Source organism: Streptococcus sp. A69, from assembly GCF_058556195.1.
Genome location: NZ_JBZUJU010000001.1, coordinates 701,809 through 721,533, shown reverse-complemented (window position 1 = coordinate 721,533; position 19,725 = coordinate 701,809). Strand labels below are relative to the sequence as shown.

18 protein-coding genes, 2 tRNA genes and 1 pseudogene are annotated in these 19,725 nt (G+C 38.1%); 11 read left to right on the top strand and 10 right to left on the bottom strand.

Features of this window, described 5'->3' with window-relative positions; genetic code table 11:
* Positions 1–18 precede the first annotated feature (18 nt).
* From AC4ME5_RS03705 to AC4ME5_RS03690, 4 genes are all read right to left on the bottom strand, one after another.
* Positions 19–603, bottom strand: coding sequence for an Asp23/Gls24 family envelope stress response protein (locus AC4ME5_RS03705; protein ID WP_491799999.1), 585 nt, complete (start codon positions 601–603; stop codon positions 19–21).
* A gap of 11 nt (positions 604–614) precedes the next feature.
* Positions 615–785, bottom strand: a complete 171-nt coding sequence (locus AC4ME5_RS03700; RefSeq protein WP_045616759.1) for a DUF2273 domain-containing protein — start codon at positions 783–785, stop codon at positions 615–617.
* A 10-nt stretch (positions 786–795) separates the two neighbouring features.
* The gene (amaP, locus tag AC4ME5_RS03695; protein ID WP_491799996.1) at positions 796–1,359 is read right to left on the bottom strand and encodes an alkaline shock response membrane anchor protein AmaP; all 564 of its coding nucleotides are present in this window, start codon (positions 1,357–1,359) and stop codon (positions 796–798) included.
* A gap of 99 nt (positions 1,360–1,458) precedes the next feature.
* Entirely contained in the window at positions 1,459–1,695 is a 237-nt protein-coding gene (locus AC4ME5_RS03690) for a GlsB/YeaQ/YmgE family stress response membrane protein (RefSeq protein ID WP_000964740.1), read from the bottom strand.
* Positions 1,696–1,993: 298 nt separating this feature from the next.
* On the opposite strand from AC4ME5_RS03690, the gene AC4ME5_RS03685 reads away from it, so the two are divergent.
* On the top strand, positions 1,994–3,475 hold the full coding sequence (locus tag AC4ME5_RS03685; RefSeq protein WP_491799994.1) for an AcpB/EbpR/MafR family transcriptional regulator: 1,482 nt from the start codon (positions 1,994–1,996) through the stop codon (positions 3,473–3,475).
* A 155-nt stretch (positions 3,476–3,630) separates the two neighbouring features.
* Here AC4ME5_RS03685 and AC4ME5_RS03680 read toward each other — a convergent pair.
* Positions 3,631–4,776: pseudogene (locus AC4ME5_RS03680) on the bottom strand (low temperature requirement protein A).
* A gap of 805 nt (positions 4,777–5,581) precedes the next feature.
* On the opposite strand from AC4ME5_RS03680, the gene AC4ME5_RS03675 reads away from it, so the two are divergent.
* A complete protein-coding gene (locus AC4ME5_RS03675) occupies positions 5,582–6,871 on the top strand; it encodes a DUF308 domain-containing protein (RefSeq protein ID WP_491799992.1) in 1,290 nt (429 codons plus the stop codon).
* A gap of 9 nt (positions 6,872–6,880) precedes the next feature.
* Positions 6,881–7,969 carry an AI-2E family transporter gene (locus AC4ME5_RS03670; protein WP_181146609.1) on the top strand — a complete coding sequence of 363 codons (1,089 nt, stop codon included), beginning with the start codon at positions 6,881–6,883 and terminating at the stop codon, positions 7,967–7,969.
* Between the two features lie 140 nt (positions 7,970–8,109).
* Here AC4ME5_RS03670 and AC4ME5_RS03665 read toward each other — a convergent pair.
* The 4 genes from AC4ME5_RS03665 to AC4ME5_RS03650 all read right to left on the bottom strand — a co-directional run bounded on the left by AC4ME5_RS03665 (position 8,110) and on the right by AC4ME5_RS03650 (position 10,721).
* Positions 8,110–8,182 (bottom strand) — tRNA-Lys (locus AC4ME5_RS03665).
* Positions 8,183–8,244: 62 nt separating this feature from the next.
* Positions 8,245–8,760, bottom strand: a complete 516-nt coding sequence (locus AC4ME5_RS03660; protein WP_000672739.1) for a DUF308 domain-containing protein — start codon at positions 8,758–8,760, stop codon at positions 8,245–8,247.
* A gap of 352 nt (positions 8,761–9,112) precedes the next feature.
* Positions 9,113–9,185, bottom strand: a tRNA-Lys gene (locus tag AC4ME5_RS03655).
* A gap of 264 nt (positions 9,186–9,449) precedes the next feature.
* Positions 9,450–10,721, bottom strand: coding sequence for a replication-associated recombination protein A (locus AC4ME5_RS03650; RefSeq protein WP_491799990.1), 1,272 nt, complete (start codon positions 10,719–10,721; stop codon positions 9,450–9,452).
* Between the two features lie 115 nt (positions 10,722–10,836).
* Here AC4ME5_RS03650 and AC4ME5_RS03645 point away from each other — a divergent pair, with 115 nt between their 5' ends.
* The 8 genes from AC4ME5_RS03645 to AC4ME5_RS03610 all read left to right on the top strand — a co-directional run bounded on the left by AC4ME5_RS03645 (position 10,837) and on the right by AC4ME5_RS03610 (position 19,171).
* On the top strand, positions 10,837–11,307 hold the full coding sequence (locus AC4ME5_RS03645) for a DUF3013 family protein (protein ID WP_000257116.1): 471 nt from the start codon (positions 10,837–10,839) through the stop codon (positions 11,305–11,307).
* A gap of 23 nt (positions 11,308–11,330) precedes the next feature.
* Positions 11,331–13,094 carry an AAA family ATPase gene (locus AC4ME5_RS03640; protein ID WP_491799987.1) on the top strand — a complete coding sequence of 588 codons (1,764 nt, stop codon included), beginning with the start codon at positions 11,331–11,333 and terminating at the stop codon, positions 13,092–13,094.
* Positions 13,095–13,235: 141 nt separating this feature from the next.
* The gene (prmA, locus tag AC4ME5_RS03635) at positions 13,236–14,186 is read left to right on the top strand and encodes a 50S ribosomal protein L11 methyltransferase (RefSeq protein WP_491799985.1); all 951 of its coding nucleotides are present in this window, start codon (positions 13,236–13,238) and stop codon (positions 14,184–14,186) included.
* Between the two features lies 1 nt (position 14,187).
* The gene (locus AC4ME5_RS03630) at positions 14,188–14,931 is read left to right on the top strand and encodes a 16S rRNA (uracil(1498)-N(3))-methyltransferase (protein WP_491799983.1); all 744 of its coding nucleotides are present in this window, start codon (positions 14,188–14,190) and stop codon (positions 14,929–14,931) included.
* A gap of 10 nt (positions 14,932–14,941) precedes the next feature.
* Positions 14,942–16,738 carry an oligoendopeptidase F gene (gene pepF, locus AC4ME5_RS03625; protein ID WP_491799981.1) on the top strand — a complete coding sequence of 599 codons (1,797 nt, stop codon included), beginning with the start codon at positions 14,942–14,944 and terminating at the stop codon, positions 16,736–16,738.
* A 19-nt stretch (positions 16,739–16,757) separates the two neighbouring features.
* Positions 16,758–17,540, top strand: coding sequence for a deoxyribonuclease (locus AC4ME5_RS03620; RefSeq protein ID WP_268704001.1), 783 nt, complete (start codon positions 16,758–16,760; stop codon positions 17,538–17,540).
* 61 nt (positions 17,541–17,601) lie between these two features.
* Positions 17,602–18,393, top strand: coding sequence for a DUF2785 domain-containing protein (locus tag AC4ME5_RS03615; RefSeq protein WP_491799979.1), 792 nt, complete (start codon positions 17,602–17,604; stop codon positions 18,391–18,393).
* 109 nt (positions 18,394–18,502) lie between these two features.
* A complete protein-coding gene (locus AC4ME5_RS03610) occupies positions 18,503–19,171 on the top strand; it encodes an MIP/aquaporin family protein (RefSeq protein WP_096422628.1) in 669 nt (222 codons plus the stop codon).
* A gap of 57 nt (positions 19,172–19,228) precedes the next feature.
* Here AC4ME5_RS03610 and queF read toward each other — a convergent pair whose 3' ends face one another.
* A complete protein-coding gene (queF, locus tag AC4ME5_RS03605) occupies positions 19,229–19,720 on the bottom strand; it encodes a preQ(1) synthase (RefSeq protein WP_000082591.1) in 492 nt (163 codons plus the stop codon).
* Positions 19,721–19,725: the final 5 nt, after the last annotated feature.

The window sequence follows — 19,725 nt, the reverse complement described above, 5'->3', positions numbered from 1 at the left end:
TGATTTAGACCAGATGAATTAGTGTACGCGAGCTTTTTCATTTGTTTCGCCCTTAACGGCTTCAACACCTTCGCCTGCTTTTTCTTGAACAGCAGCAACACCTGAACCGATACCAGATTTCACTTTTTCAAATTGTTCTGAAGCAAATTCTCCTGTTGAAGAAGCCACGTCAGTTACTCGGTCTTGAAGGCTAACTGAATCTGCTTCATGCTGTTCCTTCGTTTTGATATCAACAACATTCACATTGACTTCAACAACTTCTAGATCAGTCATTTTTGTAACTTGTGATACCACAACATCTTTGATTTCTTTGTACAAAGCTGGAACATTTTTTTGGTATTCAACAACAATGTTCAAGTCAACTGCGACTTGTTCTTTCCCAACTTCAACATTGACACCATGAGTGACATTATCCGTATTGATAATTTTTTCTGTTAGATTAGAGAAGAATCCTCCATCAACATCCAAAAGTCCAGGCACTTTTTCAAGTGAAAGACCAATGATTTTTTGGATGACTTTATCTTCATAAGTGAGTTCCCCTTTAACATCTTGAGAAACAAGAGCGACATCTTTTTTTTCTACATTTTTATCTACGTTTGACATACGAGACTCCTTTATTTATTTAAATATTTTTCCTTAACATAATATCCAGCAAATGCTCCTAAACCTCCACAGATTAACACAAAGAGTGTTTTGAAAAAGCCAAAGGATAAGATAAAGCATGCGAGAATGACGCCTACTAAACCTGCAATAATTGGATACTGATATTTTTTAAACCATTCCATTTTTACTTCCTTACTTTACACGACTAACAGTCTTTTTGGTCGCTTTTTGAGGTTCATATTCTTTTACTTTAACTTCAAGTTTTACCTCACGTTCAATACCAAAGAACTGCTTTAATCCATGAGTTATTTCATTCTGAATGACTAGACATCGGTTTGAGATGTTGTCTGAAGGAAGAATTTTTCCTTCTACAGTAACGAAACATTTATTTTTGCGGCTATTTACATGGACCGTTGGTTCTTTGATCAACTGATGATCAATGACCAAACATCGAACAAAGCCTTCGATAGCTGAGTTTTTTAGTTTTAATGTATCTTCTTGAGTTTCTAATTGAATCTCTAGATATTGTTTAGGATAAAAGAGTATCACTAACATTGAAATTAAAACTAAAACAGATAGGACAAGTGTCCCCCAAAAGACATATCTAGCAATCAGAAATTCAGCGTAGAGTTCTCTCCAACTGAATAAGTGGATATCTAAATCACTGACCTGATGATAATCTATGAGAATAGGAAGGAAAATAGTCAAGATTAAGATACAGAAAATAAGTAACAATATTTTCTTTGATTTTGACATATTAAATCCTTTCAAATGAAAAGCTTTAAACCATAATTTTACCCGTCTACAGTATTCAAAATTATGGCTTATCACTTTTAATTTCTTATGAGGTAATGCTTATTTTTTACCAAATAAGAATGAAACGACTGCAACAACAATCACTGCACCTACGATTGATGGAATAATAGCCATTCCAGCCAATGAAGGTCCCCAGCTTCCGAGAAGAGATTGTCCTACAGATGAACCGATAAGACCTGCAAAGATATTTGCAATTATTCCCATTGAACCACCTTTTTTAGTGATTGCACCAGCGATGAGACCGATAAGACCTCCTACAATAATGGACCACAACATAGTGTATCCTCCTTTTCTATTTCTAAATCAAAGAATCAATTTCTTTGATTACACTAATTATATAGTATTTCAATTTGGAAAGATAATAGTTCGTCTTAAAAACCGTACTGTAAACATGTACTCTAGGTACAGATAAATAAGAAAAGCTTAATGCTACTGAGTTTCTAGGTGATGAAGCGAATCTTTTCATCGCAAGCTAAAGTCGTTGTAAGAGGATAAATGCACTCCATTTGTGGTATAATTGCATGAAGATTGAAAGACAATCCTTTAGTTTATTATAAAGAGAGAAAAGCTAGTCATGAGAGATTTATTATCTAAAAAAAGTCACAGACAATTAGAATTGTTAGAATTACTATTTGAAAATAAGCGCTGGTTTCATATTTCTGAACTAGCAGAATTATTGAATTCTACAGAGCGTTCAGTAAAAGATGACTTGTCCCATGTCAGATCTTCTTTTCCTGACTTGCTATTTCATTCCTCGACAAATGGTATACGCATCATAAATACTGATGATAGTGATATTGAAATGGTCTATCACCATTTTTTTAAGCATTCAACTCACTTTTCAATTTTAGAATTTGTCTTCTTCAATGAAGGATGTGATGCAGAGAATATTTGCAAAGAGTTTTATATCAGTTCTTCCTCTCTTTACCGTATTATCCGTCATATTAATAAAATTATTAAAAAACAATATCGTTTTGAAATTAGCCTCAATCCAGTTCGAATCACTGGAAATGAGATCGATATCCGTTACTTTTTTGCCCAGTATTTTTCAGAGAAATATTATTTCCTCGAATGGCCCTTTACAGATTTTTCAATAGAACCTTTGTGTAAGCTGTTAGCACTGGCCTATAAAGAAACTGCATTCCCTGTCAATTTCGCAACTCAAAGAATGTTAAAATTGCTCCTGGCTACAAATTTATATCGCATAAAGTTTGGTCATTTCATGGAAGTTGAGAGAGATTCTTTTAACAATCAATTGTTGGAATCGTTCATGCAGGCAGAAGGTATCGAAGACATTGTAGCCAGCTTTGATTCTGAATATCATATCTCTCTGAATAAAGAAGCGCTAGGTCAACTATTTGTATCCTATTTTCAAAAAATGTTTTTCATAGATGAAGAAGTATTTCTGAACTATGCAAAAACAGACAGCTATGTTAAAAAATCGTATCAATTATTGGGAGATTTTGTGGATCAGGTATCAAGAGACTATAATCTCCAAGTAGACAATAGAGATAATCTGATTTGGCACCTGCATAATACGGCACATCTGCATCGTCAGGAATTATCGACAGAGTTTATCCTATTTGACCAAAAAGGCAATACAATCAAGAACTTTCAAAATATTTTCCCTCGCTTTGTTTCAGAGGTGAAGGAAGGGATTGGACATTACCTAAAGACTTTGGAGATGGATGATAGTTCAATGAAAGTCAATCATTTGTCCTATACTTTTATCACTCATAGCAAACACTTAGTGCTAGATCTTTTACAAAATCAACCTAAATTAAAGGTTTTGGTCATGAGTAATTTTGATCAGTATCACGCAAAATCAGTAGCTGAGACACTTTCTTATTATTGCAGCAACAATTTTGAACTGGAAGTTTGGAGTGAATTAGAGTTGTCCATTGATGCTCTAAAAGAATCACCTTACGACATCATTATTTCAAATTTTATTATTCCACCTATTGAAAATAAGAGACTGATCTATTCCAATAATGTCAATACAGTCGCTCTCATCTCTTTGCTTAACGCAATGATGTTTATTCGATTAGACGAGTAACTAAGAATAACAAAAAACGCTAGATAGCGTTTTTTGTTTTATAAGGAAAGAATTTTATCTATACTAAACTCAGAATATCCTAACAATCCTGTCATTTTTTAGTTCAGAACAACAAAAAGCCTTGGTTCCCAAAGCTTTTTTATGTTATAAACTCATTAAAATAACTCCCAGTTAGATTTGGAATATTTTTTATTCTGTGTCACATAAAAATAAATAAAATGAATGGCTATAGCTAGAGCTAAAATGGTTGTTATACTCACTACTATTATAGGATTAGAAGCAAAGATTAAAGAGAGAATCAAGGCAGCCAGATAGAGTGTCGCTTGGACACAGTAGTAACTTTTCGAATAGCGAAGATAGTGTTTGTTATAGGGCCCATTTACTAGGACAGCAGCTTGAAAGAGGCCAAATCCGATATAAGAGAAGCTGGTTGCAAAGAGAAGATTAGCTTCAGGATTCAGAAGAAAACTCATCGAAACGGTCATCATAATAAGTCCAATGAAAATAGGATAGTGACTGTAAATTAGAAATAGTCCCTTTTGATTAGATTCTTCATCAATAGCGTGGTCGAATTGACCAAAATAAAACAAGAACAGAGAAAGCATAATAATGAAATAAAGAACCGAATAAATCGAGAAATTCTCGATTGTAAAGAAGTTAGCTAGCTCCATAATCATCTCTCCAAACGTAATAATGACAAGAAGGGAGATGCGCTAGATTAAATGGGGGAGATTTACCTGGTAATGCTTATCTTTAGTAATCAAGAAAATTGGCACAATAAATGTTAGCAGAATACTAGCAAATAAGACAGAGACTCCAACGTAAATAGGAAGAAGAGCTGCTAGATAGACTCCTAAACTTCCTAGACCTGTTATCCATAGAAAACTTTTGATACTTTCCCGTTCAACATTATCGGTTGATTTTCTAAAAAATTCAACCAAATATTGTAAAAATAAGGTAAAGGTTAATGTACCAACAGCCCAACAAAGATAATGAAAATATTGTTGCCAATCAGGTCCAATCATATTGGCTATAAAGAGTAAAAGTCCCATTTTGATAAACATGATTACCATGTTAAATAAAGAGTTCTTTCCATAGCGATTGGTATAAATGGTTTGAATCATCCATGAATCAGTGAGAACCAAGACAGCCATGAAAAAATCAAGGAAAGAATTCCAAGTCAAAATACCGTTATGAAGATGCTCAATTAAAGTAGTTACTTTTGAAATTGCAAAAACAAAAACTAGGTCATAAAAAAGTTCTGAAAATTCTACACGCTTATGTTTAATAATATTTGTCATCTTAATACCTTTCTATTTTAGAAGTATAGTTTATTATAACAGAAAATGGCAATGAGAGAAAAGGATATGCTTAAATAACTTCATGTGACGCGAATGAACTGCGCCACAAAAGTTAGGTTTTTTCTGTCTAACTTTTGGGGTGCAGTTCAGAAGGGGTGTTTTTTCTATCGTTTTTTAGTGCTAAGACTACACAAAAAAGCCTAGTAAATCAAGGCTTTTTCCTGTTGTATTTAGATGCCCCCTACAGGGATTTGGAAAGGACTTTCATATTGAGAGCAATTAAAAATATTGAAATATAAGTGATTTTAGGTATTTTCAATGTCATGATTTAAAAATGGGACAAAAGTGGGGCAAAAACCATACAGATTCTAAACTGTATGGTTCTTTTTTTATCTAACCAAGAAAGGTTAAAACTTATTAAAACAAATGCAATCAACTGTTGAAAACTTTTTAGTCCGTGTAATATAAAAACAAGTAAAAAGTTGAACTATAGGGAATATTGTGTCATAATAGGTAATAGATGAATAATTAATAGATTGGAAATAATGCTTTCTTACCTTAACAAGTTGAATTGGTTATACATTTTTTCGTCGCAATTGTGTCTATCTCTCGAGTTTAGCTAGTTTTTATAAGCTCTGGTTTCTAATCAATATAACAAATTTTAGAAGTGCATAAGACAAGATGGTGACATTACTACAGTCATTTCTAGTCACCATATGTTGCTGGCACAGGCTGTTTGTAGTGTTGGCTATTTACTAGTCAGTTTAATCGGAGTGTTTAATTTTTATTGTTGAAAGGTTTTTATATGGCGAAAATTCTATCTTTAGGTCTGACAGGTAAGAAATTACTTGCTCAGGGGTTCTTGTTTGTTCTGCTAGGTCTCATCTTGATGGTCACGGGGACTTGGTTGCCAGTAACAGTTATTCGCCTGGTTCTGTTTTTAGCTTGGATAGCAACGGTCGTAGATTTGCTATTAAGAGTTTTCAAAAAAAGCCAGTCAACGGATACCTTGGGAGTTGCACTGGTTAAATTGTTAGTGCTGGGATATTTGCTAGGTTCTAATCTTGCGACTGATATACCGATTTATGTTCTGGCTCTTGTGATTGGAGTTTATCAGATTTTTCATGCTAGTATTAACCTTGTCACCTATGTTCTCTACCGCAAAAACAAAATTCGACCTCGTTTTCGTCTCTTACTAGATGGACTCGTACTAGTTTTTCTTGGTGGGACTAGTCTTTTGTCCTCTACAGGAAATTCTGTCTTTCAACTCTTTGTATTAGGGGCTTATTTTTTCCTTTATGGTCTGTCCAATATCCGTGATGGTTTCTTGTTTGAGGAGGAAATTGGGAAAAACCATCTCAAACGTCGTGTAAGAATGAGCTTACCTATTGTCCTAGCCGCTCTCATCCCTGCAAGAACTTTAGCAAAAATTAACAAATTTATGCTGGAAAATGCTGATGAGGAAGAAGATATCCATCTTGGAATAGTGAAGTCTGGTAAGACAGCAGAGCTAGAAATTTTTGTTCATACAGCTGAGACCTCCCTGTTTTCAGCTATTGGTCATGTGGATATCTGCTATCAGGGCCGTGTTATTTCTTATGGCAACTATGATCCGTCATCTGAGACCTTATTTGGTATGGTAGGAGATGGTGTCTTATATTTCTGTGATCGTGACAAGTACATTGACCTATGTAAACGTGAGAGTCAAAAAACGCTTTTTGGTTATGGGATAGATTTGACGCCTGAAATGGAAAAAGCAGTTCAGAAAAAGTTGGCTGAATTGAAACAACTGACGATTCCATGGGAGCCAAGTGCAGATAAAATCATGACAGGTGATGGTAAGGAAGACTACACCTACGCTTATAAAATCAGACATGAGACAGATGGGGAACTTTATAAATTTATCAAATCTAAGTTTAAATCCTACTTTGTCTTATCTACAAACTGTGTGCTCTTGGCTGATACCATAGTCGGTCAGGCTGGAACAGATATCCTCTCACCCAAAGGATTTATCGCTCCAGGAACTTACCAAGCCTACCTTAATCGAGAGTTTGAAAAACCAAATAGTATAGTCGTATCTAAACATGTTTATTAAGGAAAATTTATGAACTTAGTAAAAAAATACACCCCGTTAATACTTTTTATAGGGCTGGTTGCTCTTGTAATTCTGAATGCATCGAGCTTTATATCAGGAGCAATCTCTCTCTTTGATGTAATATCAACCTTGATTTATGGTGCTGTTATTGCTTTTGTGCTTAATGTTCCTATGAAAAAAATTGAACAGTACTTAGTTAAATTGAAGGTAAAGGCAGAGTTGCGTCGTCCGATTGCCATGGTACTTGTTTTCCTAGCTCTTATCTTAATCGTGATTGCTCTTTTGGTTTTGGTGCTGCCAACCCTAGCCCAGACTATTAGTCAGCTGGGAACAGTCCTTTCAACAGTCCTTACTCAACTTGGGAAATTGCTAGGCAGCTCGGAATTTGTAACCAAAGACATGTTGTCAACTATCGTATCAGGCATACAGGGACAATCTAGTTCTATTAGCCAAGCTTTGATAGGTTTTTTATCAGGTCTGACTAGTAATATCGGCAATATTTTTTCAAGTTTGATGAATGCCTTTTTGATTATAGTCTTCACCTTTTCATTTTTATCCAGTAAGGAACATTTGGCAGCGATGACGAGTCGACTTCTAAAAGTTTTTCTTCCAGAGAAGGTGGTGATAAAGTTGACTTACATTGGACAAGTAGCACTAGAGACTTATGACCAATTTTTGATGAGTCAGCTGATTGAAGCAGTTATCATAGGAGTTATGATAGCGGTTGGTTACAGCGTGTTTGGGATACCCTATGGAGTAATGACAGGTATCTTTGCAGGAGTGCTATCGTTCATTCCTTATGTAGGGCCTATGATTGCTTGTGTTGTGGGAGCGATTTTTATCTTCACAGTGAGTCCTACTCAAGCCTTACTTTCTCTTCTTCTATATCAAGTTATACAGCTGATTGAAGGAAACCTTATTTATCCTAGAGTTGTAGGTCAGTCTATTGGTTTGCCAGCTATTTTCACGCTTGCGGCTGCTAGTATTGGAGGCAATCTCTTTGGCTTACTTGGGATGATATTCTTTACACCGATATTTGCTGTTATCTATCGATTGGTTAAGGAATTTGTCGTTGCAAAGGAAAATCAGGTAGATTAAGAAAAACTAAATTTAATAAGATATACTGAGAAGAGAGTGAGAGATTCTCTTCTCTTTTATTTTTAAATACTTTTCTACAAAAAGCTATTAGACGTTAAAAAAAGCCTTGGTTTCAAGGCTTATTTCTGTTGATTTAGATGTGCCCCCTGCAGGGCTCGAACCTGCGCCCCATAGCTTAAGAGTCTACTGCTCTACCAACTGAGCTAAGGAGGCAACAGAAAAAGCTGAGAATGTAACTTCCCAGCTATTTTAATATGCCCAAAATGGCAGCTAGATTATTTACGAAAGGCATCAAGGATATAGGTGAAACCAACAATTAAAAATGCAAAGGCAACGACATAAACGACAAAGACACTTGTAGCTACTGGATTGAACAAAATCACTAGACCTAGTAAAAATGCAAGCAACGCTATCCACATGATATGGTTGCCAATAATAGGGAAAATCAATCCCAGACGATTGCCTTTAAAGAAAGCTATAATGGCTTCTACAATTAACCAAATTCCTAAAATAGTTGGAATGACAACTGGCAGCGTCACAAAGCCATAGGCAACGAGGTAAAGAGCTAAGAGAAGATTAACAATCCCTTGGAAAAGATGAGCTGGTGAGCGAAGCTCTTTTGGTACAGAGAAATAGCCTAAAATAGCTGCTATAGAAGAAACCAGTAAACCAAATGCAATCCACCAGCTGTAAGCAACAAGATTAGCTACTGGGTTTGTAAATAGGAAAAGTCCTAAAAGGACAAAAACAACTCCTGCAAGGAATAGCAGTAAACGATTAGAAAATTTCATTTCAATACTCCCTATATAGTATAGTATAGTTTGATAATAAAAATATTATACACCTTTTTAGAGGAAATGTCAATAAACAAAATGGAAAATTTGGAAGTTTCAGTCTGATTTATGAAAAGAAAATCAGTTTTTATTATTTTGAAAATAAAAAGAGAAGATAAAATTTGTCTTCTCTACATGAAAATATTGTATGGCATCAAAGCAAAAGTAACTGGCTTTACACTATTTGTAAAGATGTAATTTGATTCAAAAAGAAAAGATAGATTTAAAATGTGGGACAAATGATGAGGCAAATCAGTTATAGATAAGCAAAAAAGCCTTGGAACTCAAGGCTTTTTCCTGTTGATTTAGATGCCCCCTACAGGGATCGAACCTGTGACCCACGGATTAAGAGTCCGCTGCTCTGCCAGCTGAGCTAAGGAGGCAAAGAAAAAAGCTGTATTGGTGCCGAAACTTCACGGTTTGTATTGAACCCGCGCAATTAAGCAGGTGGGCAACTCGCTCTAACTGAAGCTGTTTCCGTGTGAGACGGCCTACATGCTGTTAGAAGACTTTTGTTTCCCTAATAATACAAAAAATAGTCGGTCAACACTTAAGTGTGAAGTCGTACACCACAGCGTTTCTATGTTTATATGATACCACTTTTTCAAAAAAAATCAAGAGGAAAGTGCAATTTTTTGAAAAGGATTTCAGATTTTTCGCAAACGGTCGATAGCTTCCTTTCTTTGAGCCAAGGCCCGTTCATATTTACCAGTATCTTCTGCTTGGAAATAGTGATGATTACGAATTTTTTCTGGTAGATAGTCTTGCTTGACCCAGTGTCCAGGATAGTTGTGCGGATAGAGATAGTTTTGCGCATTCCCTAGTTCCTTGCTTCCACTGTAGTGGCCATCGCGCAGGTGTCGAGGGATAGGCAAATGCCCTGATGTTTTGAGATCAGCAAGGGCCTTGTCCATGGCCACATAGGCTGAGTTGGATTTTGGAGAGAGGGCCAAATCAATCACGACATTGGCAATGAGAATGCGAGCTTCTGGAAAGCCAATCTTTTGAGCAGCATCTAGAGCAGTTACGGTATGAATCTGAGCTTCAGGATTGGCCAAACCGATATCTTCATAAGCAATAACAGTCAAGCGACGAGCGAGACTAGGCAGATCCCCAGCCTCAATCAAGCGGGCCGCGTAGTGGAGACTGGCATCAACATCCGAGCCACGGATGGACTTTTGCAGTGCTGAAAGGACATCGTAGTGACCGTCCCCATCCTTATCCATGGTAATGTAACTCCTCTGCAGGCTGTTCTCCATGATATCAAGAGTGATATGGCGGATGCCCTTATCATTTTCAGGGGTAGAGAGAACAGCCAAGTCAAGTGAGTTGAAGGCAGAGCGAAGATCTCCGTTTGTAGAGGTTGCGATGAAATCCAGCGCCTCCTCATCTAGCTCTACTGGAAAATCAAAACCACGCTCAGGGTTACTTAGAGCTATCTGAATCGCTTCTTTGACATCTTGATTGGACAGAGGTTCCAACTCAAAAATCTGAACACGGCTACGGATGGCAGGAGTGACAGAAAAGAAGGGATTTTCAGTCGTAGCCCCAATCATGATGACAAGTCCACTTTCCAAGAGAGGAAGGAGAAAGTCTTGCTTGGTTTTGTCAAGACGATGAATCTCGTCTAGTAGCAGTACAAGGCCACCTGAGAATTTAGCTTCTTCAGCAATCTCTTGGAGCCGTTTTTTACTATCAACAGTGGCATTGAAGGTCCGAAAGGCATACTTGGTTGTTCCAGCGATGGCAGAGGCGATACTGGTTTTGCCGATTCCTGGAGGTCCGTAGAGAATCATGGAAGACAGACGATTGGCTTCCACCATACGACGGATAATTTTTCCAGGTCCTACCAGATGCTTTTGACCGATGACTTGGTCGATAGTTTTAGGGCGCATGCGAAGCGCGAGATTGTCTGGCATAGCAGTCCTTTCTAACATGGATTTTCTGATGTATATGTGGTAAGATGGTAGTATCTATTTTAGCATATTTCCGAGCAATCGGGGCGATTAAAGAGTCGCATAGAAAGAGGACAAAATGGCAACATACGGATTTTTAGATGTTTTAGAGGAAGAATTGGACAAGAACTTTCCTTTTGACTATGAGATTAGCTGGGACAAGCGCAACCACGCGGTTGAAGTGAGTTTTCTCTTGGAAGCGCAAAACGCTACAGGTGTGGAGATGGTGGATGAAGACGGAGAGGTTTCTTCGGATGATATTCTCTTTGAAGAAGCAGTGCTTTTTTACAATCCTGCTAAGTCAACAGTTAATGCAGACGATTATCTGACTGTCATTCCTTACTTACCAAAGAAAGGCTTCTCTCGTGAATTTTTAAACTATTTTTCACTGTTTCTTAAGGATACAGCTGAGATTGGCTTAGATGCGCTCATGGACTTTTTGGAAGACCCAGAAGCAGAAGAGTTCGTCATGGAATGGAATCAAGAAGTCTTTGAAGAGGGGAAAGTCGGCTTGGAAGAAGGAGAGTTTTATCCTTATCCGAGATACTAGGAGTCTAGAAAAAGGTGACGTCAATGAATTTTAATAAAATAAAAATCAAAAAAGATTATTTACCATTTAATAATAAAATGATTGAGCTGCCTATTGAGGACTGTCATAATCTTATATTTGCTAGAAATGGAACTGGAAAGACAACAATTGCTAGAGAAATTTATGAGAATCGTGATAAGGAATCAAGGGAAGACGAAAAGTATAGTATTTTTTTTAATGATACCAATCCAGTTGACATTAACGAAAAAGAATATATTTATGTTTTTGGATATGACTTTTTTGTTAATTTTAATGTTGAAAATCCACTAATTTATGCAACTAATGATATTAATGATGTAAAAGAAGATATAGAAAACACTAATAAGGAAATAGAACTTTTAGCAAGACAGCTAGCACGATTTGGAGGAAGTAACAGTAATCCAGAGGCTACCATTGCTAGGAGATTGTATGATTTTGGAATAACTAGTGCTAAGTTTGACTCAAAACGCAAAGAAACATTTGTTGAAAAAGGAGAGTTAGGCTTTTTGAAAGAATTGGTTAACTCTGATTTGTATAGAAATTTGAAGGCACAATATCGAAAAAGTGATGGAAAGTATAAATACCAAAGGAATTTGTTCGATAGTATGCGTACTGAGAGAGAAATTGAGACAATTAAGTTATTGAGTAAATTTCCTGGTTTTTTTGAATTAGAGGAAAAGGTGAATTCTTTTGAAAAAAGGTTGCAAGAATCCTACACTGAATTGAATAAAATTGTTGAATCAGCACGTAAACCAACAGAGGGATTTCTTGATAAAATCAACTATTATGCAGCTAGGATTTTTTATTCAAAAGATAGATTAGAGTTTACAAAGAGTAGAGATAAATTGTATGAAGTAAAGTCTAGAGGTAAAAAATTAGACAATTTAAATCAGCTATCTACAGCTGAACAGAACATTGTCAATCTCATTTACTTTTTTTCACGTATTCTATATGAAATCGAAGTGAATCAGGTAACACAAAAGGTTTTAATTGTTTTAGATGACCCTATTGCAAGTACAGATTTTGAAAATAAAATAGGTATATACTCTTTTTTAAGAGAACAGATTAAGATTCTATCGAAACAAATAAATAACTTTACTTGTCTTATTTTTACCCATGATGAAGAGGTTTATTACCATTTTAATAAATTATTTAGCGACTTAGAATTAAACATCAAACGATATGAATTGTCACATGAAAATGGTTTGATGCAAATTAATTCGGAAAATAATTTCTACTCTAAGCATATAACTGATATATATCTATTTGCTTTAGGATATAAAAAAGAGTTGCAATTTTACATTGGAAATGTGATGCGAAAGGTATTGGAAGGATATTCAACTTTTAATTATTGTATGGGTATGGAGGAACTATCAACTTCAGTAGAAATTAAGAATGAGTTATCTACACAGGAAGAAAAAGGACTGTTTGATAATTTCTTATATAGATTGTTATTAAATTCTGAGAGTCATCAAAGTGACAATTCTAAGAAAACAGAACATAATAGAGTTGATTATTTTTCTATACAAGAAAAGCAAAATACAGCTAAAATTGTAATTTCATTGCTTTATCGATTAAATCCACTATATGTTGAAAGACATATTGCAGATTTTGTCGAAATGAGTGAAGACTTAAAGCAATTCAAAAAAGAAAAAGAAAACAAAGAAAATAGAATTGCAAAATATATTAGAGATATAATGAATAGAGAGAAAGGAATTAAAAGTACTGCAGGAGAAAAGCAAGAGGAAATTAAGGAAAAAAAAACTTAGAATAGAAGAAGAAAAGGGGAATCTTGAGGAAGAACTCAAAGAACTCGAAAAATGTTATTTAATGGAATTTGCCAATGACAACTGGCGAGAAAAATTAAAGGAAAATATTGATTGTTGGCTGAGTATATAGAGGAATAATACATGGACAAATGGCAAGAGTTAAAAGTTACAGTGAAGCGTGAGGGGGAGGAGCTGGTCTCCAATCTCTTGATTGAGCTGGGGGCGCAAGGTGTTGCGATCGAAGACAGTATGGACTATGTGGGGAATGTGGATCGCTTCGGTGAGATTTTCCCAGAGGTTGAGCAACAAGAAGAAATCGTAGTGACCGCCTACTATCCTGATACGGTTGATGTAGCTGTGGTTGAGGCGGACTTGCAGGCTCGTCTGGCAGAATTGACAGACTTTATGGATCTAGGAGATGTCAAGATGGGCACGACTGACTTGGCTGAGGAAGACTGGGCAGACAACTGGAAGAAATATTATGAACCAGCTCGCATTACTCATGACTTGACCATAGTGCCGTCTTGGACGGACTATGAGGCGACTGCGGGAGAAAAGATTATCAAGCTGGATCCTGGTATGGCCTTTGGTACGGGTACTCATCCAACGACCAAGATGAGCCTCTTTGCCTTGGAGCAGGTTCTTCGTGGTGGCGAAACGGTGCTAGATGTGGGGACTGGATCAGGTGTCCTTTCTATTGCTAGCTCGCTTCTTGGTGCCAAAGAAATCTTCGCCTATGACCTGGATGATGTGGCGGTTCGTGTTGCTCAGGAAAATATTGAGCTCAACCCTGGTATGGAAAACATCCATGTAGCGGCAGGAGATTTGCTTAAGGGAGTTGAGATTGAGGCAGATGTCATTGTGGCCAATATCTTGGCGGATATTCTCATCCATCTGACAGAGGATGCTTATCGTTTGGTCAAGGGCGAAGGCTACCTGATCATGAGTGGGATTATCAAGGACAAGTGGGACATGGTGCGCGAGTCGGCTGAGTCAGCTGGATTTTTCCTTGAAACCCACATGATTCAAGGGGAATGGAATGCCTGTGTCTTTAAGAAAACCAAGGATATTTCAGGTGTGATTGGAGGCTAGCATGCAGCAGTATTTTGTCAAAGGCAGTGCAATCTCTCCTGTCACTATTGAGGACAAGGAAACCAGCAAGCATATGTTTCAGGTCATGCGCTTGAAAGAAGATGATGAGGTGACCTTGGTCTTTGATGATGGCGTCAAGCGCTTGGCGCGCGTGCTTGATGTGGAAGCACGTCAGTTTGAATTGGTTGAAGAATTAGCTGACAATATGGAACTGACAATCCAAGTGACCATCGCATCTGGCTTTCCCAAGGGAGACAAGCTGGAGTTTATTACTCAGAAAGTAACCGAGCTCGGAGCTAGTCAAATCTGGGCCTTCCCTGCCGACTGGTCAGTTGCCAAGTGGGATGGTAAGAAATTGGGCAAGAAAGCCGAAAAACTAGAAAAAATTGCCCTTGGAGCAGCAGAACAAAGCAAGCGGAATCTGGTCCCAAGTATCCAACTTTTCGAGAAAAAAGCAGATTTTCTAGCTCAGTTTGACCAGTTTGACTCTATCGTAGTGGCCTATGAAGAATCAGCAAAAGAGGGAGAAGCCGCTGCTCTCTTACAAGCAGTCACTGGTCTTGAAAAAGGAGACAAATTGCTCTTTATCTTTGGCCCAGAAGGCGGTCTCTCACCAGCAGAAATTGAAAGTTTTGAATCTAAAGGAGCTGTTCTTGCAGGCCTTGGTCCTCGAATCTTGCGAGCAGAAACAGCCCCACTGTATGCTTTATCAGCCCTTAGTGTATTATTAGAATTAGAAAAATAAGAGGAAAAATATGGAACAAAAACACCGTTCAGAATTCCCAGAGAAGGAACTTTGGGATTTAACAGCTCTTTACCAAGACCGTGAGGATTTCTTGCGTGCAATCGAGAAAACGCGCGAAGACATCAATCAATTTAGCCGTGACTACAAGGGCAAGCTTCACACTTTTGAGGATTTTGAGAAGGCCTTTGCGGAATTGGAGCAAATCTATATCCAGATGAGTCATATTGGCAATTATGCCTTTATGCCTCAGACGACAGACTATAGCAATGAAGATTTTGCTAATATCGCCCAGGCTGGGATGGAATTTGAAACAGATGCCAGCGTAGCCTTGACCTTCTTTGACGATGCCTTGGTGGCAGCAGACGAGGAGGTCTTGGACCGTTTGGGTAAATTGCCTCACTTGACGGCAGCCATTCGTCAGGCCAAAATCAAAAAAGCCCACTACCTAGGGGCTGATGTGGAGAAGGCCTTGACCAATCTAGGTGAAGTTTTCTACAGTCCTCAGGATATTTACACCAAAATGCGAGCTGGGGACTTTGAAATGGCTGACTTTGAAGCCCATGGCAAGACCTACAAAAACAGCTTTGTAACCTATGAGAATTTCTACCAAAACCACGAGGACGCTGAAGTTCGTGAGAAATCCTTCCGTTCCTTCTCAGAAGGACTTCGTAAGCACCAAAATACGGCAGCTGCAGCCTATTTAGCCCAAGTCAAGTCTGAAAAACTCTTGGCAGATATGAAGGGCTACGACTCAGTCTTTGATTATCTCCTAGCTGAGCAAGAAGTGGACCGTGCCATGTTTGACCGCCAGATTGACCTCATCATGAAGGATTTTGCGCCAGTTGCTCAGAGATACCTCAAGCATGTTGCCAAGGTCAATGGTCTTGAAAAGATGACCTTTGCAGACTGGAAATTGGACTTGGACAGCGCCCTGAATCCTGAAGTGACTATTGATGACGCCTATGATTTGGTCATGAAGTCAGTAGAACCTTTGGGACAAGAATATTGTCAGGAAGTTGCGCGCTATCAAGAAGAACGCTGGGTGGACTTCGCTGCTAATAGTGGCAAGGATTCTGGTGGTTATGCGGCGGATCCATATCGCGTGCACCCTTATGTCCTCATGAGCTGGACTGGTCGTTTGAGCGATGTTTATACCTTGATTCATGAAATCGGGCATTCTGGTCAATTCATCTTTTCAGATAATCACCAAAGTTACTTCAATGCCCACATGTCTACTTACTATGTCGAAGCGCCATCAACCTTCAATGAATTGCTTCTCAGTGATTACTTAGAAAACCAGTCTGATGATCCACGTCAAAAACGCTTCGCCCTTGCCCATCGCTTAACAGATACCTACTTCCATAACTTTATTACCCATCTCTTGGAGGCGGCCTTCCAGCGCAAGGTGTATACTCTGGTTGAAGAAGGGGAAACCTTTGGAGCAAGCAAGCTCAACAGCATCATGAAGGAAGTCTTGACGAATTTCTGGGGAGATGCTATTGAGATTGATGATGATGCAGCTCTGACTTGGATGCGCCAAGCTCACTATTACATGGGCTTGTATAGTTACACCTACTCAGCTGGACTAGTCATCTCGACTGCGGGTTACCTTCATCTGAAACATTCAGAAACTGGAGCTGAAGATTGGCTCAATCTCCTCAAATCAGGTGGCAGCAAGACACCGCTTGAATCAGCCATGATTATCGGAGCCGATATCTCAACGGATAAACCACTCCGTGATACGATTCAGTTCTTGTCTGACACAGTTGATCAGATTATTGCCTACAGTGCTGAGTTGGGCGAGTAAGGGGATTTAGGATAAGGATATGAACAGAATTAAAAAATGGCTGGAGCAGGATCCCCAAAGAATGCATTTTATCAAAATTGGTCTAGTTTTGTTGGGAATCATTTTATTGATTGCTTTGCCTACTCTCTATCTTGTTTTGAGCGGAGTTGGTATTTGGTATTTTGTAAAGAAAGCACCAGATATTCGAAAAAGAAATCTAATGATTGGGATTTTCATTGTCAGTTTTGTTGCAGTTGCTATTCAAACTCCGACAGTCACAAAGAAAACTTCATCTTCTCAATCAGAAACTAAGCAGACTGCGACATCTACTACTTCGACAGCTTCAACCACGGATACTTCATCTAGTATAGAGGAAGCAAAACGAATCGAAGAAGAGAAAAAAGCTAAAGAAAAAGCAGAAGAAGAGAGAATTGCCAAAGAAAAAGCTGCAAAGGAGTTGCAAGAAAAAGGTGAAACCTTAGTCAAACAATTAGAAGACAGTCAAGATGCGAGTCAAGTGAAGTCTGCTAAAGAAACAGTTAATCAGATTGAAAATAATGATAAAAAGACAGAGTTGCTTGATAGAATAGGTGCAGTTGAGTCGTTAATTTCTCAAAAAGAAGAAGAAAAAAGAGCTGCGCGTGAAGCTGAAACCAAAGCACAACAGCAAGATAGAATTGTCTATGTTGCAGACCATGGGAAATCAAAAGTTTATTGGTATAGTAAGGATAGAATGCCTTCAAAAACGAATAAAGCCAACGTTGTTGAGATGACAGAGGCAGATGCAATTGCTGCAGGAAAACGTCCATCAAAAACAGAATAAGAAAGAAAGTCATCTTCGGATGACTTTTTGATAAGTTACTAGAAATGTAGAGGTGCTAGAGATGCGTCAAGAATTACAAAGAAAAGTGATAGAAGAAAAACCAAGCTATAGTCGAGAAGAAATTCAGTGGCTGCTTGAGCACTTGGGAGATCCCTCTCCAGAAATTCGAGATGAACTTGTTTTTACGAGTTTGGCTAGGGGGATTCAAGAAGAGTTGTTTTCCCTTGAGCAGTTTCAGTTTATCTCAGAAGAGGTCTCCTCTGATGAAGGTCTATACAAAGAGATTGATAGTAGAGGAGTTTCGACTCTTAAACGTTCTTTTAGGGCGCTTATTTATGCCAATCTTTTGTCTGCAGATGGTAACGAACACTCTCTTTTCTATAAAGGTTTAAAAACTGATATAAGAAATGCTATGCTATCTCAAGGTTTGTATTACCTTAAAAAAGAAAAGGATACGACAGGTTTTTCAAGTCAGTATGGTTGGGTTCACGCTTTTGCACATGGAGCGGATCTCTTGACTGAAGTCGTTTGTCATCCAGATTCTCCTAGTAACAGAGTTTCTGAAGCATTTGATGTACTGGGTCAACTATTTAAAAGAATTACCATTCGTTTTACAAATGATGAGGATTGGCGGTTAGCGAGAGTACTTTATGAACCCATTTTGCAAGTGAAATTAGGGCAAGAACAAGTAGCTTCTTGGATAAAAACGGTTGATTTTCCAATAGAAGAGAGGGAAGATTTTTATAAATTTTCCAATTTCAGATCCAGTCTGTTGGAAGTGTATATCCAACTTGATCAGAAAAATAGTTTACAAGATGCCTTGAAAGAAGCGATTCAATCCTTTCAATACTAAGTCCAAGCGAGTCGTTTCATGATTTTTAAATAACTTTCCAGTCAATTTTCTTGAAACCCTTTGCTTCTTTTGATAGACTAATACTTAGTTTGAAAAAAGGAGACTTATCATGAAAAAATTTGTTGCTGAATTAATCGGTACATTTATGCTTGTGTTCATCGGAACAGGAGCTGTTGTTTTTGGGAATGGTGTTGAAGGTGTTGGGCACCTTGGGATTGCTCTTGCTTTTGGTTTGGCAATCGTAGTTGCAGCTTACTCAATTGGGACGATTTCAGGTGCTCACTTGAACCCAGCGGTTTCGATCGCTATGTTTGTAAACAAACGTTTGTCATCTTCTGAGCTTGTAAACTACATACTTGGACAAGTAGTTGGAGCTTTCCTTGCGTCAGCTGCAGTATTCTTCCTCTTGTCTAACTCAGGCATGTCAACTGCTAGTCTTGGTGAAAATGCCTTGGCAAACGGTGTCACTGTCTTTGGTGGATTCTTGTTTGAAGTCATCGCAACTTTCTTGTTTGTCCTAGTTATTATGACTGTCACTTCAGCAAGCAAAGGTAATGGCGCAATCGCTGGTTTGGTAATCGGTTTGTCATTGACAGCCTTGATCCTTGTGGGATTGAACATCACTGGACTTTCAGTAAACCCAGCTCGTAGCTTGGCTCCTGCTGTCTTGGTAGGTGGCGCAGCCCTTCAACAAGTATGGATTTTCATCCTTGCCCCAATCGTTGGTGGTATTCTTGCAGCCCTTGTTGCGAAAAACTTCCTTGGAACAGAAGAATAATTGAAATTCAAAAAGCCTTGCTCCTCAGTTTGAGGAACAGGGCTTTTTCGTATCTGTTTAGCGGTTGTCAATTTTCTCTGGATAAAGGTCGTGTTGAAAGAGGCGTTGTTCTGCCAATCCTTCATACTTGGTTCCAGGTCTACCGTAATTGTAGTAAGGGTCGATTGAAATGCCCCCGCGCGGAGTGAATTTTCCCCAGACTTCTAAATAGCGAGGGTCGAGCAAGTTAACCAAGTCTTTCCCGATAGTGTTGATACAGTTTTCGTGAAAATCCCCATGATTTCGATAGCTAAAGAGATAGAGTTTGAGGGATTTTGACTCGACGCAGAGCTTGTCAGGAATGTAGGAAATATAAATGGTCGCAAAGTCTGGCTGAGCGGTGATTGGGCACAGGGAAGTAAATTCAGGACAGTTGAATTTGATGAAATAGTCATTTTCCACATGACGATTGTCAAAGGATTCGAGGACTTCTGGTTGATAGTCAAAAATGTAGGTAGTTTCTTTGTTGCCCAGTAGGCTTAGGTTTTTCATTTCTTCTTGTTGTGACATGATTT